At 64.8% G+C, this 16,854-nt stretch carries 15 protein-coding genes; 3 read left to right on the top strand and 12 right to left on the bottom strand.

Going from position 1 to position 16,854, the window contains the following annotated elements; genetic code table 11:
- Window positions 1-76: 76 nt before the first annotated feature.
- From ACNJYD_RS13350 to thiD, 4 genes are all read right to left on the bottom strand, one after another.
- Window positions 77-1,060 carry a threonine/serine dehydratase gene (locus ACNJYD_RS13350; protein WP_439366613.1) on the bottom strand — a complete coding sequence of 328 codons (984 nt, stop codon included), beginning with the start codon at window positions 1,058-1,060 and terminating at the stop codon, window positions 77-79.
- Window positions 1,061-1,217: 157 nt separating this feature from the next.
- The gene (locus ACNJYD_RS13345) at window positions 1,218-2,261 is read right to left on the bottom strand and encodes a glycosyltransferase family 4 protein (RefSeq protein WP_439366612.1); all 1,044 of its coding nucleotides are present in this window, start codon (window positions 2,259-2,261) and stop codon (window positions 1,218-1,220) included.
- Window positions 2,261-3,073, bottom strand: coding sequence for a UDP-2,3-diacylglucosamine diphosphatase (locus tag ACNJYD_RS13340; protein ID WP_172785281.1), 813 nt, complete (start codon window positions 3,071-3,073; stop codon window positions 2,261-2,263). Before ACNJYD_RS13340 ends, ACNJYD_RS13345 begins: the two co-directional genes overlap by 1 nt.
- A gap of 314 nt (window positions 3,074-3,387) precedes the next feature.
- The gene (gene thiD / locus ACNJYD_RS13335) at window positions 3,388-4,188 is read right to left on the bottom strand and encodes a bifunctional hydroxymethylpyrimidine kinase/phosphomethylpyrimidine kinase (protein ID WP_439366611.1); all 801 of its coding nucleotides are present in this window, start codon (window positions 4,186-4,188) and stop codon (window positions 3,388-3,390) included.
- A gap of 318 nt (window positions 4,189-4,506) precedes the next feature.
- On the opposite strand from thiD, the gene ACNJYD_RS13330 reads away from it, so the two are divergent.
- Window positions 4,507-6,468: a PAS domain S-box protein gene (locus ACNJYD_RS13330; protein WP_439366610.1), complete on the top strand. Its 1,962-nt coding sequence runs from the start codon at window positions 4,507-4,509 to the stop codon at window positions 6,466-6,468.
- Window positions 6,469-6,564: 96 nt separating this feature from the next.
- Window positions 6,565-6,810: an Lrp/AsnC ligand binding domain-containing protein gene (locus ACNJYD_RS13325; protein WP_135162037.1), complete on the top strand. Its 246-nt coding sequence runs from the start codon at window positions 6,565-6,567 to the stop codon at window positions 6,808-6,810.
- A 38-nt stretch (window positions 6,811-6,848) separates the two neighbouring features.
- On the opposite strand, the gene ACNJYD_RS13320 is transcribed toward ACNJYD_RS13325, so the two are convergent.
- On the bottom strand, window positions 6,849-7,772 hold the full coding sequence (locus tag ACNJYD_RS13320) for a c-type cytochrome (RefSeq protein ID WP_439366608.1): 924 nt from the start codon (window positions 7,770-7,772) through the stop codon (window positions 6,849-6,851).
- A gap of 148 nt (window positions 7,773-7,920) precedes the next feature.
- Between ACNJYD_RS13320 and ACNJYD_RS13315 the strand changes: the two genes are divergently transcribed.
- Window positions 7,921-8,340, top strand: a complete 420-nt coding sequence (locus ACNJYD_RS13315) for a CHRD domain-containing protein (RefSeq protein ID WP_439366607.1) — start codon at window positions 7,921-7,923, stop codon at window positions 8,338-8,340.
- A gap of 88 nt (window positions 8,341-8,428) precedes the next feature.
- On the opposite strand, the gene ACNJYD_RS13310 is transcribed toward ACNJYD_RS13315, so the two are convergent.
- The 7 genes from ACNJYD_RS13310 to murJ form a co-directional block, all read right to left on the bottom strand.
- On the bottom strand, window positions 8,429-9,712 hold the full coding sequence (locus tag ACNJYD_RS13310) for a cystathionine gamma-synthase family protein (protein WP_439366606.1): 1,284 nt from the start codon (window positions 9,710-9,712) through the stop codon (window positions 8,429-8,431).
- Between the two features lie 241 nt (window positions 9,713-9,953).
- Window positions 9,954-10,403 (bottom strand): cytochrome c, encoded by a 450-nt coding sequence (locus tag ACNJYD_RS13305; protein ID WP_172785286.1) that lies wholly within the window; start codon window positions 10,401-10,403, stop codon window positions 9,954-9,956.
- 126 nt (window positions 10,404-10,529) lie between these two features.
- Entirely contained in the window at window positions 10,530-12,839 is a 2,310-nt protein-coding gene (locus tag ACNJYD_RS13300) for a xanthine dehydrogenase family protein molybdopterin-binding subunit (RefSeq protein WP_439366605.1), read from the bottom strand.
- Window positions 12,840-12,898: 59 nt separating this feature from the next.
- The gene (locus ACNJYD_RS13295) at window positions 12,899-13,198 is read right to left on the bottom strand and encodes a putative quinol monooxygenase (protein ID WP_172785288.1); all 300 of its coding nucleotides are present in this window, start codon (window positions 13,196-13,198) and stop codon (window positions 12,899-12,901) included.
- A gap of 116 nt (window positions 13,199-13,314) precedes the next feature.
- Window positions 13,315-13,707 carry a DUF1127 domain-containing protein gene (locus ACNJYD_RS13290; RefSeq protein ID WP_439366604.1) on the bottom strand — a complete coding sequence of 131 codons (393 nt, stop codon included), beginning with the start codon at window positions 13,705-13,707 and terminating at the stop codon, window positions 13,315-13,317.
- 1,026 nt (window positions 13,708-14,733) lie between these two features.
- Window positions 14,734-15,186, bottom strand: coding sequence for a DoxX family protein (locus tag ACNJYD_RS13285; RefSeq protein WP_172785289.1), 453 nt, complete (start codon window positions 15,184-15,186; stop codon window positions 14,734-14,736).
- Between the two features lie 131 nt (window positions 15,187-15,317).
- Window positions 15,318-16,847, bottom strand: a complete 1,530-nt coding sequence (murJ, locus tag ACNJYD_RS13280) for a murein biosynthesis integral membrane protein MurJ (protein ID WP_439366603.1) — start codon at window positions 16,845-16,847, stop codon at window positions 15,318-15,320.
- Window positions 16,848-16,854 lie beyond the last annotated feature (7 nt).

The following is a 16,854-nucleotide window of genomic DNA, read 5'->3' as shown; positions in this document are numbered from 1 at the left end:
AACACAGAAGGGGCAGAGCGGCGACGCTCTGCCCCTAGTTCCTCTCATTCCGGGATGCGCCGTGAGGAGGAGGCGATCAGGCCACCAGCTCGGCGAACAGATCAGCGTCGACATTGCCGCCTGACAGCACGATGACGACGTTCTTCCCCGTCACGTCGAGACGTCCCGCGAGCAGCGCGGCCAGACCCACCGCGCCGCCCGGCTCCACCACCAGCTTCAGCTCGCGATAGGCGAAGGCGACGGCCGCGCCGACTTCGGCATCCGACGCCGTCACGCCGCGCGCGAGCAGCTTGCTGTTGATCGCAAACGTCATCTCGCCCGGCATCAGCGCCATCAGCGCATCGCAGATGGTGCGGCCAGCCGGCGGATGCGGCTCGCGATGGCCGGCGGTCAGGGAGATGCCGTGGTCGTCGAAGGCCTCAGGCTCGGCGACCACGATCTCGGCTTGCGGATAGCGCGCCTTCACGGCCGTGGCGACGCCCGCGATCAGGCCGCCGCCGGAGGCCGGCGCCACCACGATGTCGGGGCTGAGGCCGAGCGTTGCCATGTCCTCGGCAATCTCGCGGCCGGCGGTGCCCTGCCCTGCGATCACGAAGGGATCGTCGTAGGGTTTGACCAGCGTCGCGCCGCGCTTCTCGGCGATGCCGCGCGAGATCGCCTCGCGGTCGTCCTTGTCGCGGTCGTACAGCACAACTTCGGCGCCGTAGGATTTGGTGCGCTCGCGCTTCGACATCGGGGCATCCGCCGGCATCACGATGGTCGCCTGCATGTCGAGGATTTTTGCCGCCGCCGCCACGCCCTGCGCGTGGTTGCCGGAGGAGAACGCGACGACCCCGCCGGCGCGCTTGTCCTGCGGGATCGAGAACACCTTGTTGAAGGCACCGCGGAACTTGAACGAGCCGGTGCGCTGGAGCATCTCCGGTTTCAGAAACACCTTGGCACCGACGCGCTCGTTGAGCACGGGGAAGGACAACAGCGGGGTGCGGATGGCGTAAGGCGCGATCACGCGCGCCGCGGCGTCGATGTCGGCAGGGCCGATCGGAAGGAGCTGTTCGGTCATGGCGGAATGTTATCGCGGCCGATCAGGCCCGGGCAAGACACCTCCGCGCGATGATTCCCCCATAGCGCTTTAGAGCGAAGTGGCCACCGGTTCGCGTGAAGAAAACGCGTCAAAACAAGAATCTAGAGCCATTTCGATCCATCGGATCGAGATCGCTCTAGGCCACGAACCGCGGCTGTTCCGCGCCGGCCCTGCCGGGCAGCACCGCCCCGACCGCCAAAATGCTGTCGATGAAGACCCGCGCCGAGGCTTCCCAGGTGTAATTGGCGGCAAACGCGACGCAGTCCTGGCGGGAGATGTCGAGCGCGGCGAAGCAGGCGCTGCGCAGATCGTGATCGAGCGCGCCGACAGGCGCATCGCCGATCACGTCGCGGGGTCCCTTCACCGGGAAAGCCGCGACCGGCAGACCACTCGCCAGCGCCTCCAGCAGGACCAGGCCGAAGGTGTCGGTCTTGCTCGGGAACACGAACACGTCGGCGGCCGCGTAGATGTCCGCCAGTTCCTCACCGTGCTTCTCGCCGAGGAAGATCGCATCGGGATAGGCCTCTTCCAGCGAGGCGCGCGCCGGGCCGTCGCCGACGACCACCTTGGTGCCGGGCAGGTCGAGCTCCAGGAACGCCTCGAGATTCTTCTCCACGGCCACCCGGCCGACCGACAGGAATACGGGGGCCGGCAGGCAGAGATCGATGACGCGGGGGTGGAACAGGCCAGTGTCGACGCCGCGCGGCCACAGCACGACATTGTCGAAGCCGCGCTCGGTCAGTTCGCGCGCGAGCGCCGGCGTCGCCGCCATCACGGCGCGGCTGGGGCTGTGGAATCGCCGCAGCGCCCGCCAGATCAGCGAGCCAGGGACTGGCACGCGGGCGCGGACATATTCGGGGAAGCGGGTATGGAAGCTGGTCGTGAACGGCAGCTTGCGCTGGCGGCAATAGCGGCGAACCATCAGGCCGATCGGCCCTTCGGTTGCGATGTGGATGCTGTCGGGCCGCGCCTCCTCGATCAGCCTTGCGATCCGGGCCGGGCGCGGCATGGCGAGGCGCACGTCGCGATAGCTCGGCATGGCGAAGGTGCGGAACGATTGTGGCGTCAGGAACGTGAACTCGACGCCGAGCTCTTTGGCGGCGTCAGCGAGCTTGGTCAGCGTCCGAACCACACCGTTGACTTGCGGGTGCCAGGCATCGGTCGCAACCAGGATGCGCATCAGGCCGCCCTTGCCGCGACCTGTGGCACCTGCGCCGGCTTCTGCAACTGATCCGCCCAGGTGATGATCTCGAAATGGCCGTCGTCGTGCTCGACGAGGGCCGTGCAGCTCTCCACCCAGTCGCCGCAATTCATGTAGCGGATGCCGGCCTCGTCGCGGATGACGGCGTAGTGGATGTGGCCGCAGATCACGCCGTCGGCCTCGTGACGCCGTGCCTCGGCGGCGAGCGCCTGCTCGAACGCGCCGATATAGTTGACGGCGTTCTTGACCTTCTGCTTGGCCCATTGCGACAGCGACCAATAGGGCACGCCGAACAGGCGGCGGAAGAAGTTGACGAAGCGATTCATCTGGATCGCGAAGTCGTAGGCCTTGTCGCCGAGATGGGCGAGCCAGCGCGCGTTCTGCACCACGAGATCGAAGATGTCGCCGTGAATGACGAGATAGCGCTTGCCGTCGACGCCGGTGTGAACCGTGTTCTCGACCACGTCGATGCCGCCGAAATGCGTGCCGTAATAGTTGCGCAGGAATTCGTCGTGATTGCCGGGAATGTAGATGACCTTGGCGCCCTTGCGCGCCTTGCGCAAAAGCTTCTGGACGAGGTCGTTATGCGATTGCGGCCAGTGCCAGCTCGATTTCAGCGCCCAGCCGTCGACGATGTCGCCGACGAGATAGATCGTGTCGGCATCATGGTAGCGCAGGAAGTCGAGCAGAAGATCGGCTTGAGAACCGCGGGCTCCGAGATGGACGTCGGAGATGAACAACGTGCGAAAGCGCCGCTCCGGGCTCTCGTCACTCACATCGTAACTTCCCATGCGCCAGCCTGTAACAATGTCCCGTGACAGGGGGATGACCGATTGAACCCTCGAGGCACCTTGAAATACGAATCACGCCTTGCCTCGCCCTCCCCGCGAATATCAGTCGCATGCGACAATCAGGCGACATGGCGCCGCAGGGGGCTCTGGAGATCAGATTCCGGCCGGAAGCCAGGTAGGTGCGCTCCCTCCCCACTTGCGGGGAAGGGCTGGGGAGAGGGTGCTTCCGTAATGGGACAATCCCCAAGAGGAGAAAGGGCCCTCGACGCGACCTCGCCCGCAAGCGCAAGCGGGAGAGGCGAAGCAAGCCCGCCTCAGTAGAACTTGTGGAAATGATGAATCGGTCCGTGGCCGTGGCCGACGCTGAAGCGGTCGGCGGCGGCGATCGCGGCACTGATCCAGGCCTTGGCGTTGCGCACGGCGGCCTCGAGGTCCTCGCCCTTGGCCAGCCCAGCCGCGATGGCGGAGGACAGCGAGCAGCCGGTGCCATGGGTGTTGCGGGTTGCCACGCGCGGCGCGGCGAGCGCGATCGTGGTCCCGGCAGTGACGAGATAGTCGGTGCTCTCGGCACCCTCTCCGTGCCCGCCCTTGATCAGGACGGCGCGGCAGCCCAGCGCCAGCAGGCGGCGTCCCTGGCTTTCGATCTCGGCCTCGCTCGCCGCCACCGGCTCATCGAGCAGGGCCGCGGCCTCCGGCAGGTTCGGCGTGATCACGGCAGCCAGCGGCATCAGCCTGGTGCGCAGGGCGTCGACGGCTTCGGCGGCGAGCAGGCGATCGCCGGAGGTCGCCACCATGACGGGATCGAGCACGACGTGCCGCGGTGCCCAGCGCGACAGCGCGGCCGCGATGGCGTCGATGCTGGCGGCCTGGGCCACCATGCCGATCTTCACCGCACCGATGTCGAGGTCGGAGAACACCGCGTCGATCTGCTCGGTGACGAACCCGGCCGGCACCGCGTGAATGCCGGTCACGCCGCGCGTGTTCTGCGCCGTCAGCGCCGTGATCACGGAGGCGCCGTAGACGCCGAGCGCGGCAAAGGTCTTCAGGTCCGCCTGGATGCCGGCGCCGCCGCTCGAATCGGAACCGGCGATGGTGAGTGCGACCGGGGTCGTCATCGCGGGGGACATGTGCTTGAGGACGCCGCCATGGCCTGTCCTAGCGCGACCGCGGAACGCCAGCAAGCGCGCCGAATCGCCGCCGAGCGTGATTCGCGAATCAATTGCGCGCCTTGCGAATCAGTCGGACACGGCGCGGTCAAAGGCCCGCAATGATGCGGGCTTGAAAATGCAACGGCGCCGGACCCTTGGTATAGTCGTGTACCTTAGCGTGCTTCGCCGGTTACGCGAGACGTCAGGTGGTGGAACCGTCCAGCGACCCGATGTTGCAGGCCGCCCCGGCCCGCAAGCCATCTGAAAGACTCTTGGGGTGGAACGATGTGGGCCTTCTTCGAACGTCTCCTCGACTCGTCCATGCTGTCGCCGCACGGCATCTGCCTGTTGTGGGAGCCTGAGCTGATCTGGCTTCACGTCGTTTCCGACGCCTGCATTGCCGCCGCCTATTTCTCGATCCCGTTCGCCCTCGCCATCCTCGTCACCAAGCGGCGCGACCTCAAGTTCGGCTGGGTCTTCTGGGCGTTCGCGATCTTCATCATGGCCTGCGGCCTGACTCACGTGCTGTCGATCTACACGCTCTGGGTTCCGGTCTACGGCATCGAGGGCATGGTCAAGGCCGCCACCGCGGTCGCCTCGGTCTTCACCGCCGCCGCACTCTGGCCGTTGCTGCCGAAGATCCTGACGATCCCCTCGCCGTTCGAGCTGCAACAGGTCCAGGCCGCGCTCGAGGAGGAGGAAATCAAGAGCCGCGACGCCGCGCTGCTGCTGCAGCAGGTCCGCGACGCCCAGCGCGCGATGCGCGAGAGCGTGGCGCGCCTCACCGCGATCGTCGAGACCGCCGTCGACGGCGTCATCCTGTTCGATGCGCAGGACCGCATCCTGCTGTTCAATCCGGCCTGCGAGCGCTTGTTCGGCTACCGCGCCGACGAGGTGATGAACCGCAACGTCGGCATGCTGATGCCCGAGGCGGATGCGGCGCGGCATTTCGCGATAGGCGGCGAGGCCATCGGCCTGCGCAAGGACGGCACGACATTTGCGATGGATCTCTCGGTCGGCCAGGCGCGGCAGGACGGCGAATTGATCTTCGTCGGCATCGTCCACGACCTCACCGCGCGCAAGCTGACCGAGCAGCAGCTCCAGCAGGCGCAGAAGATGGAGATGGTCGGCCAGCTCTCCGGCGGCATCGCGCACGACTTCAACAATCTGCTCACCGTCATCATCGGCAATGCCGAGCACCTGAGCGAGCAGCTCAAGGCGAGGCCGGACCTCAAGCGCTTTGCCGAGGACATCTGCCAATCGGGCGAACAGGGCGCCGAGCTGACGCAGCGCCTGCTCGCCTTCAGCCGCCGCCAATTGCTGCGGCCCCAGACGATCGATTGCCGCAGCCTGCTCGATTCCATGTTCAAGCTGCTCAAGCGCACCTTGCGCGAAGACATCGAGATCAGGACGAGCTCCGGGCCCGGCACGGTCCTGGCCTTTGCCGACCGCGCCCAGCTCGAATCCGCCGTGCTGAATCTTGCGCTCAATGCGCAGGATGCCATGCCATCGGGAGGCCACCTCACGCTGGCCACTGAGCTGGTCACGATCGACGACGATCGCGCCCTTCACCCGGAGGTCGCGCCCGGCAGCTACGCCCTGATCTCGGTCACCGATGACGGCGAAGGCATGACGCCCGAGATCACCGCACGCGCGTTCGAGCCGTTCTTCACCACCAAGGAGGTCGGCAAGGGTTCGGGCCTCGGCCTCAGCATGGTCTATGGCTTTGCCAAGCAATCGGGCGGCCATGTCTCGATCTACAGCGAGGCAGGCCTCGGAACCACGGTCAGGATCTACCTGCCGCGCGCGAACACCGGCTGGTCGCAGGCCGATCTTCCCGACGGCGAGGACAAGGCGCCGCGAGGCTACGAGACGATCCTGATCGTCGAGGACGATCCCTTCGTCCGCTCCTCCGTCATTCGCAGGGTGGAAGCGCTCGGATATCGCGTCGTTGCTGCGGTCAACGGCAAGGATGCCCTGCAGCAGCTGCAGGGCGATCCCGGCATCGACTTGCTGTTCACCGATATCGTGATGCCCGGTGGCATGAGCGGCTGGGACCTCGCCGATCAGGCGCGGCGGCTGCGTCCCGGCCTGCCGGTCCTGTTCACCTCGGGCTACGCGCTGGAGACCCTGGTCGCGCAGGGCCACGCGCGGCCGCAATCGATCGTGCTGACCAAGCCCTATCGCAAGGTCGAGCTCGCCCAGCGGCTCAGGGATGCATTGGCCGCAGCGGTGGTCCCATCCTAGACTTGCGAATGCGCCGCGCAGGAGCCGCAAGCTGGCTTGCTAAATCCGGCCGGTTTTGGCCTATTAGCCGCCAGATCCGCTTTCGGAGTGCCCGCGATGGTTCCTTTCTTCGTCCAAATCAAATGCAAGCTCGGCCAGTCCTATACGGTGGCCAATGCGCTTGCCGAAGCCGAGATCGCCTCCGAGATCTATTCCACGGCCGGCCAATACGACCTCCTGGTGAAGTTCTACGTCGACAAGGATACCGACATCGGCCATTTCGTAAATGAGAAGGTGCAGGTGCTGCCGGGCATCCAGGACACCCTCACCATCATCACCTTCAAGGCGTTCGGCACCAGCTAGAGCATGCGCCTAACAACGGCCGAAGCGCGCCGGCAGCGCTAGCCGCCCTCCTTGCGTTTGGGCGGTGTCGGTCCCTGCACCGGCGGCAGCGACTTCAGATACGCGGCCATCGCGGCGCGGTCTTCTGCGGTCAGTTGCGCCAGATTCTTGATCACCGGCCGCATCGCACCCGAAGCGCTATCGCCCTCGGGCATGTCGCCGGTCTCGAGAAAATCCGCGATATCCTTCTCGCTCCAGCTGCCGATGCCCTGCTGCGTGATGTTGGGCACCCAGCCCTCACCTTCCGGATTGGGCCCACCGGCAAAGCGCTGGCCGGCGATGATGCCGCCGAGCGCATTGCGCGGGCTGTGGCATTCGGCGCAATGGCCGAAACCGTTCACGAGATAGGCCCCGCGATTCCATTGCGGCGAGCGCGCGGCGTCCGCGACGAACGGCGCGGTGTCCATGAACAGCAGTTTCCAGATGCCGACATTGCGGCGAATGTTGAACGGAAACGGCAGCGCGTGGTCGCGCACTCTGCCGGACACCGGCGGCAGCGTCTTCAGATAGGCAAAGAGGTCGCGAACGTCGTCGATGCTTGCCAGATGATAGGACGTGTAGGGAAACGCGGGGAAATAGTGCGCGCCCGCGGGCGAGATGCCGCGCACCACGGCGTTGACGAAATCAGCCTCGCTCCAGCGGCCGATTCCGTCGGCCGGATCGGGGGAAATGTTGGGCGCGTAGAACGTCCCGAACGGCGAGCCCAGCGCCAGCCCGCCGCCGAGCCGCAGGCGATCGGGCTGATTGGGGATGGCGTGACAGGACGAGCAGCCGCCGGCGTTGAACAGCTCCTGCCCGTTGGCAAGATCCGGACTCCGTGTCGGCGCCGGCAAGGCCAGCGCGGCCGGGGCGGTCAACCACCAATAGAGGCCGAACGCCGCGGCGGCGGCGATCAGGGCGGCAAGAAGCATTCGTCGCAGCATTCGATCATTCCATCGTGAGCGCGCGAACTTAAGGGTCATGCCGCGCCCGATCCAACCACGAATATTTTAGACGGTCCGGCTGTAATGCGGGAATAAACCGCATGGCGCACTGTTTGAAGAGCAATCAGGCGTCAACAGGGAGAGACCCATGACCAAAGCCGTTTTTGCCACACTGGCACTCGGAGCTGCCGTTGCGTTCGCCGCCCCGGCCAGCGCGGAGAAAATGAAGGCGACGCTGGACGGCAAATCCGAAGTCCCCGCCAACACCAGCAGCGCCACCGGAACGGCCGATCTGGACTACGACGCTGCCAGCAAGAAGCTGTCCTGGACGGTCACTTATTCCGGCCTCTCGGGCCCCGCCACCGCCGCGCATTTCCATGGGCCGGCCGAAGCCGGCAAGAACGCCGGCGTCGCGGTCGCGATCCCGAATGCGGCCTCGAGCCCGGTCAAGGGCGAAGCCACGCTCACGGACGCGCAGGCCGCCGATCTGCTCGGCGGCAAGTACTACATCAACATCCATACCGCGGCGAACCCGGGCGGCGAGATCCGCGGTCAGGTGACGAAGTAAAGCGAAAACGCGGGGCTTCGTCGCGGAAAGGCCGGACGCAAGGAGGGAGCGTCCGGCCTTTTCGATTCGGGGCGAGGACCTGCCTCGCTCAAGCGGCGTTCAGCGCCTGCGCGAGGTCGGCGATCAGGTCCGACGGGTTCTCGATGCCGATCGAGAGCCGGATCGTGGAATCGAGCACGCCGATTTTCCGGCGGATGTCGGCGGGAACGCCGGAATGGGTCATCGTCGCCGGCAGGCTTGCGAGCGATTCCGTGCCGCCGAGACTCACCGCCAGCTTGAGAATCTGCAGCGCGTTGAGGAATTTCACCGCCGCCTCCTTGCCGCCGACGATGTCGAACGAGAAAGTCGACCCCGCGCCGAGGCATTGCCGCGCGAACACACGCCCCGATGGCGAGGCCTCTTCGTGATGGCCGAGGTAGTGCACCTTGGCGACCTTCGGGTGGTCGCGCAGGAAGTCCGCCACGAGCCGCGCATTCGCATCGGCTTTCTCCATCCGCAGGCTGAGCGTCTCGAGCGAGCGGTTGATCATCCAGCAGGAATGCGGATCGAGCTGGGTGCCGATGGCGCCGCGCAACGCCTTGATGCCCTTCATGATCGCTTTCGATCCGAGCGCGGCGCCCGCGATCAGGTCGGAATGGCCACCGACATATTTCGTCAGCGAATACAGCGACACATCCGCGCCGTGCTCAATCGGCCGCTGAAACACCGGCCCGAGCAGCGTGTTGTCGCAAGCGATGATCGGCGTGTGTCCCTGTGCCTTGCCGATGGCATCGGTGATGCGGCGGATCATTGCGATGTCGACGAGGCCGTTGGTCGGATTGGCGGGCGTCTCGATCAGGATCATCGACACCCGCCCCTTGCGCATCGCCTCGTCCGAGGCCTGCTCGACCGCCGTCTCGTCGATGCCGTCGGCAAAGCCGACGGCGCCGATCGACAGACGCGCAAGGGTGTTCGTCAGCAGGGTCTCCGTCCCGCCGTAGAGCGGCTGCGAGTGCAGGATGACATCGCCGGGGCGAACGAAGGCCAGGATCGTGGTTGCGATGGCCGCCATGCCGGAGGAGAACAGCGCGCAACTCTCGGTTCGCTCGTAGATCGCGAGCCTGTCCTCGACGATCTCGCTGTTGGGATGATTGAAGCGCGAATAGACCAAGCCCGCGCCCATGCCTTCCGGCGGCTCGCGCCGACCGGCGACGTAGTCGAAGAAGTCCTGCCCGTCCTCGGCGGTCTTGAACACGAAGGTGGAGGTCAGGAACACCGGCGGCTTGATGGCGCCCTCCGACAATTGCGGGTCATAGCCATAGGTCAGCATCAAGGTTTCCGGATGCAGCATATGATTGCCGATATGGGTCTTCGACGGGAACGGTTTTGCCATGGCCTGTCTCGCTGTTGACTATGGTGCTCGCCGCGCGCTGGAACTCCCTGATGTCCTGAGAGTGTCGGGAGGAGGATGCGTCGACTCGTGTGAGCGCACGGCGCGCTGCCACAAAGATAGCTGCTCTGAGAGCAATCCGTCAGGCCTTGCGGACAGAATTACTGCCTCGCTGCGGCTCGCGGCTACGCAAAAAGGCGGCTGCCTTCGCAACCGCCCCCTTCACTGCTTCCTCGTCGCCCCGTTATTTCAACTTCAACCGATAGGTTTCGTGACAATCATTGCAGCGGTCGTTGATCGCCGTGTAGGCCGCCTTCAGGCTCGCGACATTGGTGATCTTGCCTTTGACGTCGGCGATCGCCTTCTGCACCGGCGGGATCTTGGAATCGAAATCGGCCTTGTTCTGCCAGACCTTCGGCGAGGAGCCGTAGGACGCATTCACGACGTCCTGCTTGGGATTGACCTCGAAGGTCTTGGCGATCTTGGCGACGTCCGCCTCCAGGTTGGCAATCGCCTCGTCGACGGTCTTCTGGTTGTAGGGAATGTCGCCCTTGGACATCTTCTGAATGACCGAGTACAGGCTCTTTGCCTGCGAGCGCATCAGATTGTCCTGCTGGACGGCAATCTCCTGTTGCGCCATGACGGCGCCCGCGCCCAGCACGAGGACGCCCGCGACAATCATCGTCCGTTTCATTGGTTCGCTTCTCCGGCTCTCGAGACGTTCAGGGAATGAGACTTCGCCGGCTTCACGTGAAGCCGGGACCCATCATGGGTAGAACCCCGCGCGGCGCGTTTATTCCCGTGCGCGCGGAGATCGGGTTCAGAGACTGTGGCGGCGGTGGTGCTCGTTGATGGCGATCCACACCCGCTCGGGCGTTGCCGGCATGTCGATGTGGTCGATCTTGTATTCGCGCCAGAGCGCGTCGACGATGGCATTGACGACGGCCGGACAGGAGCCGATCGCGCCGGCCTCGCCGGCCCCCTTCACGCCCATGGGATTGGTCTTGCAGGGCACGTTGTGGGTTTCGAACACGAAGGCAGGCCCATCCGCCGCGCGCGGCAGCGCATAGTCCATGAAGGTTGCGGTGATGAGCTGGCCGTCCGTCGGTCCATACACCACCTGCTCCATCAAGGCCTGGCCGATGCCCTGCATGGCGCCGCCATGCACCTGGCCGGCCAGGAGCAGCGGGTTGAGCGTCTTGCCGAAATCGTCGACGATCACGTAGTTGACGATTTTGATGATGCCGGTGGCCGGATCGATCTCGACCTCCGCGACATGGGTGCCGTTGGGATAGGTGCCGTCGGCGCTGGCAAAGGTCGCGCTGCCGTTCAGATTCGACGGATCGACCCCGGGCCGCTTGGTGAGATCGGCGAACGAGATCGCACGATCGGTGCCGGCAATGCGGATGATGCCATCGGTGATCTCTAAGTCGCCGGCGCTGGCTTCGAGCGCCTGCGCCGCGATCTCCTTCAGCTTTTGCCCGAGCTCGCGCGTGGCGCGCTCGACGCTGACGCCGCCTGACGGAATCGAAGCCGACCCGCCGGTGCCGAGGCCGGTCGCGATCTCGTCGGTATCGCCCTGGCGAACATGCACACGCTCGGGCACCAGGCCGAACTGCTCGGCGACGATCTGCGCGTAGGCAGTCTGATGGCCCTGCCCGCTCGATTGCGTGCCGATCAGCACGGTGACGTCGCCATTGGCATCGAGCCGCACATTGGCGGTCTCCTCACCCATCACGCCGCAGATCTCGACATAGCTCGCAAGCCCGATGCCGCGGATCAGGCCGCCCTTCTTGGCGAGCTTGGCGCGCTTGGGAAATTCCTTCCACTCCGCGATCTCCATCGCGCGCTTCAGATGCGCGGCGAAGTCGCCGGAATCGTAGACCTTCCCGGTCGCGGTCTTGTAGGGCAGCGCCTTCGGCGGGATGAAATTCTTGCGGCGGATGGCATCCGGCGTCATGTCGAGCTTTCGCGCGCAGGCATCGACGAGGCGCTCGATGACATAGGCGGCTTCGGGCCGGCCCGCGCCGCGATAGGCATCGACAGGCACGCTGTGGGTGAAGATGGTGCGCACCCGGCAATGGAAGGCCTGGATGTCGTAAAGGCCCGGCAGCATGCCCGCGCCGCCATGCGGGATGTAGGGCCCGAAGGTCGACAGATACGCGCCCATGTCGCCCATGAGGTCGCAATCCATGGCGAGGAACTTGCCGTCTTCAGCCAGCGCCATCTTGGCGGTGGTGACGTTGTCGCGGCCCTGCGCATCGCCCATGAAATGCTCGGAGCGATCGGCTGCCCACTTCACCGCCTTCTTCAGCTTACGCGCAGCGACGGCCATCAAGGCGTATTCCCGGTACGGAAACAGCTTTGTGCCGAACCCGCCGCCGACGTCGGGACAGATCACCCGCATCTTGTCGGTGGGGATGTTGAGCACGTTCTGGCAGAGGATGTCGCGCAGGCGGTGGCTGCCCTGGCTGCCGACCGTCAGCGTCAGATGGTCGCGCTTGGAATCGTATTCGCACACCGCCGCGCGCGTCTCCAAGAAGCTTGCCACCACGCGCGGATTGACGATGGAGATCTCGGCGACGGCATGCGCCTTGGCAAAGGCCGCGTCCACCGCCGCCTTGTCGCCGATCGAGACGTCGAACAGCACGTTGCCGGGCTTGTCGGGCCAGACCTGCGGTGCGCCCTTCTTCACGGCGTTGACGACGCCGGTCACGGCGGGCAGTGGCGACCATTTGACCTCGATCGCCTCGATCGCGTCGCGGGCCTGGTCGATGGTCTCAGCGACCACGAAGGCGACGGCATCGCCGACATGTCGCACCTCGTCCTGGGCGAGGATCGGGTAAGGCGGGCCGGTGAACGGATCGGTCTCGAGATTGAACAGGCAGGGCAGATTGCCGAGATCCCCAACGTCATCAGCCGTCAGGATCAGCGCAACGCCCGGCAGGCCGCGGGCCCGGCTCGCATCGATGGTGTATTTGGCATGCGCATGCGGCGAGCGCAGCACCAGGCAGCGGAGCGCGGCCTGCGGCGCGTAATCATCGGTATAGCGGCCCTTGCCGCGGATGAGCGCGTCATCCTCCTTGCGCAGCACGCTTTGGCCAACGCCGAACTTGATGGGAGCCGCCATTTTATCTTCCCGTTCTCATGGTTGTTTTGTGGGCATATTGCCGTGGAAAAACTGGCGCGTCAAAGCCCGGCCATCCTGGCGGCGTCGTAGATCTCGATGGTCGTCGGCTCCGAGACGAGCGATTGCAGCGCACGGACAAAGTCGCGCGAGGCCGGAACCGCGAAGTGCGCGAGCAGCGCAGCGCGATCGGCCCACTGCTCGACGAACACGAATTTGAGGGGATTCTCGCAATCGACATGCACCGCATGCGAGATGCAGCCGGGCTCGGCGCGCGAGCGTTGGACGTGTTCGAGGCTTAGTCTCCGGACCTCGTCGATCGAGTCCTGCCTTGCGATTGCGCTGCCGGTCACCAGGATCATGTCGCCTCCCCGTCCGCTCAGTGGAGTGTCCCATGGACCCGGTCGGGGAGTCCAGCCGAGCGACGGGGATCACGGCAGACGCTTTCGGGTGACCGACGCCTGGAATTGGCGACCACTCACATCCCGCCCCGGCTCATCAGATAGCTCGTACGATCTCTGAGCGTATCGATCGCCCGCCCAGCTGTGAGATGGTCGATCTCGGCGCGCGTCAGGCCGATGTCCATCAGCGCCCTGTCACTCAGGTCCCGCAAGCTGACCCGCGGATGCAGGAGCCACTCCCCAAACGCATGCCAATATCGACTGGGCAGGTCCAGGAGGCTTTGCGCCGGCGCGGCTGCTTCCCTCCCCGACAAGGCATGGCCCGGCGGTGCAACGGACACGTTGAGGCGAGCCGCTGCCGCCAGGACCTCGTCCATGGCCTCCTTCGCCAGGGCAATGGATCGGTCGAGGCGAAGCACCGCGGCATCGTGCTCGGCCTCGGATGAGATCTTCGTCAGTTGTGGTGGCATCGGACGCTCCTGCTGTGAGCCGGCAAGGAGCGTGGCCAAACAAAAGGCCCCGTCCGATGCCGGCGGGGCCTGGTGGAAAAGATGTCGTCGAGATCCTAGCGCACGACTCCTCCCACCGCCCAGCCGAAGCGGGTGATGTGGTTGCAGGAGACTTTGCGCGACGATTTGATCATGAGCGACTCCTACCACGGCAATCGCGCAAAATCAAGAGATGCATGGAGATCGATTGCATCCTGAAGGCGAACCCCCACGCCGGCCAATTCGTCTTTCCAACTAATGCGACGAAGGAGGTTAGCCGCAACAGCGCATAAGGGACCAGCCCCGCGAAGAGCGCTTGAGGCGCGCGATCGTTCAGAGCGGCGACTGACCGAAAGGCGATAGGATGACCCGTGATATGCGATATGCACGTCCGCTCATTATGTAGGTAACTCTGTCCTATAGCTGACGTTAGGCGCCGCGCATAACGGCGGGCACGATAGCTCGTTGCCCTCAATTCGCTGCTTCCGCGACGCATGGTGAGCTAACGCGCTTCCGAGCATTTCGGCGGCTTGCCACTTTCTGGAGGGCTTGTCGCACGGCTCCCGTTCGGCCACACTCGTCGCATTTCAAGTAATTGTTTGGAAGGGTGACCTCATGCCCGAAGCATTGGAAAGCCTTTTGTGGTGTGCCGCGCTTGCGACGTGGCTGATGCTCTTCTCGAGGATCCTGGGTGAACACCTCAAGCCCGTCTCGAAACACCTCGGCCATCTGATCGCGGTTGCTTTCAGACTCAGGACGAAGTGACGCAAAACGGCCTCGGCGCGGCTTGGCAGCTGTCAAACTGGCAGAACTGCTCGTCACGTTGTTGCTGGCGTGAAGCGAACGAACCAGGCGCACGCATCCTGCGGCCGCAGTGTTTCGTGACTCAGCGGGTACGGTGACGCTGCTAGAGCATGATCCGGAAAAGTGTGCAGCGGTTTTCCGAGAAGACCATGCTCAAACAATAACCTAAAGCGCGATGACGATTCTTCCTAATCGCATCGCGCTTTAGCGTCCCACCCTCCGGTCGAGGGAGAACCGGCCTCCTCCGGTGACCAGGATCAACAGAGCGCCTCCCATGATGGAGATGTTCTTCAAGAAGTGATTGTACTGGCCAATCTGTTGCGGACCAGCGGGATACTCCCAGTAACGATGTCCAATTGCAGTGGCCGCCAATACGAACAGAAACGTCAAAATTGCGCAGTAGCGCGTGCCGATGCCGAGTATCAAGCCAACCGATATCACGATTTCCAGCACGACGTTGATCGCCGTGAGCAGCTGGGGCACCGGGAGGTTCAGCGACCGAAAATAACTCACCGAGCCACTGAAGTTGGTGAGTGCTCCATAGGCGCTTCCAACGAAGACCCATGCAAGCAGGACACGGCCGATGAGGATGAGCAGGTCGGCGTTGCTGGTGGCGAACTCGTCGATCCGCGTGGACCAGGGTGAGCGGAATGGCATGGTAGTTGCCTCGTCTCCTGAGCAGGGCACCCGAATATCGGAAAATCGTATCACGATCGGCCGACCTTATGAAGGATTCCGGTCGCCGGTCCGTGTGAGGCAGCGGTAAATGGATAAATCCGGATGCGACCCTAGCCGCGCACCAGCGAGACCAGCCAGCTGCGGCCGAACAGCACGAGGATTGCGAGCGCGTAGACGATGGTACCGCCGACGGCGAGCAGGGCCAGCGTCGCTTCGTCCCGGAAGGTGTGCACGGAGGAAAGAACGACCGGGCTGAAGCGCGCGATCAGCCAGAACGCCGTGGCGAGGATCAATCCGATCAGCAGGAATTTGGCGAGCGACAACAGCCAGGCGCGGTCCGGCACGAGGAAGCCGCGCCGAACTGCGAAGAAGAGCACCAGCAGGAGATTGGTCCAGACGCCGATGGCGGTGGCCAGCGCAAGGCCGATCTGCGCGAGCGATCCCATCAACGCGACCTTGAGCGCGACGTTGACGGCGATGCCGGTCAGCGACGCCCGCACCGGCGTCGCGGTGTCCTTGCGGGCATAGAAGGTCGCGACCGCACTGCGGATCAGCACGAAGGGGATGAGGCCGATGGCATAGGCCGCGAGCGTCGCACCGGCGGCGGCTGCATCGGCCTTGGAGAACGCACCGCGCGCAAAAAGCGCGCGCATGATCGCATCGGGCACGGTGAGAAACGCTGCGACGAACGGCACCGAGAACAGCAGCGTGAAATCGAAGGCGCGGCGCTGTGCCTTCAGCGCGCCGTCGTGGTCGTTCGCCGTGATCCGTCGCGACATCTCCGGCAGCAGCACCGTGCCGATAGCGATGCCGATGACGCCGATCGGCAGCTGGTTGAGCCGGTCGGCGTAGTAGAGCGCCGACAGCGCGCCGGCCGGCAGGAAGGTCGCGATGATGGTGTCGGCGAACAGCGCGACCTGCGTGCCCATCGAGCCCAGCGTCGCAGGTCCCAACGCCCTAAAGAATCCGCGAACGTCCTCGTCGAGCTTGAGCGGCGCAAAGCGCGGCAGGCCGCCATGGCGGGCGAGATCGCCGGCGAGCAGGAAATATTGCAGGAAGCCGGAGATCAGCACGCCCCAGGCGGCGGCATGACCCGCGGTCGGAAACCAGACGGCAACCGCCAACGTCATCATCATCGCGACGTTGAGAAAGATCGAGGCGGCCGCGGCGCTGGCGAAGCGCTGCATCACGTTGAGCATGCCGCCATAGAGCGTCACCAGCGTGATCAGCAGGAGATAAGGAAAAGTGATCCGGGTCAGCTCGATCGCGAGCTTGCGCTGCTCGGCATCCTCGGAAAAGCCCGGCGCCAAAATGCTCATGGCCTGCGGCATGAACAGCCAGGCGAGGATCAGCAGCACCACCTGCGAGGCCAGGAGCAGCGTGAAGATGCGGTCGGCGAACAGCTTTGCCGCCGCTTCGCCCTTCTCGCCATGGACATGGGCATAGGCCGGCACCCAGGCGGCGTTGAAGGCGCCCTCGGCGAAGATCGCGCGGAAATGGTTGGGCAGCCGCAGCGCCACGAAAAAGGCGTCGGCCAACGGGCCGGCGCCGAGAATCGCCGCGAGCATGATGTCGCGGGCAAACCCCGTCAGCCGCGACAGCAGCGTGTAACCACCGACCGTGAAGATGCGTCCGAGCATGCGGACT

The organism is Bradyrhizobium sp. SPXBL-02, from assembly GCF_051853065.1.
Lineage (GTDB): Bacteria > Pseudomonadota > Alphaproteobacteria > Rhizobiales > Xanthobacteraceae > Bradyrhizobium.
This window is presented reverse-complemented; position numbering and strand designations above follow the sequence as displayed.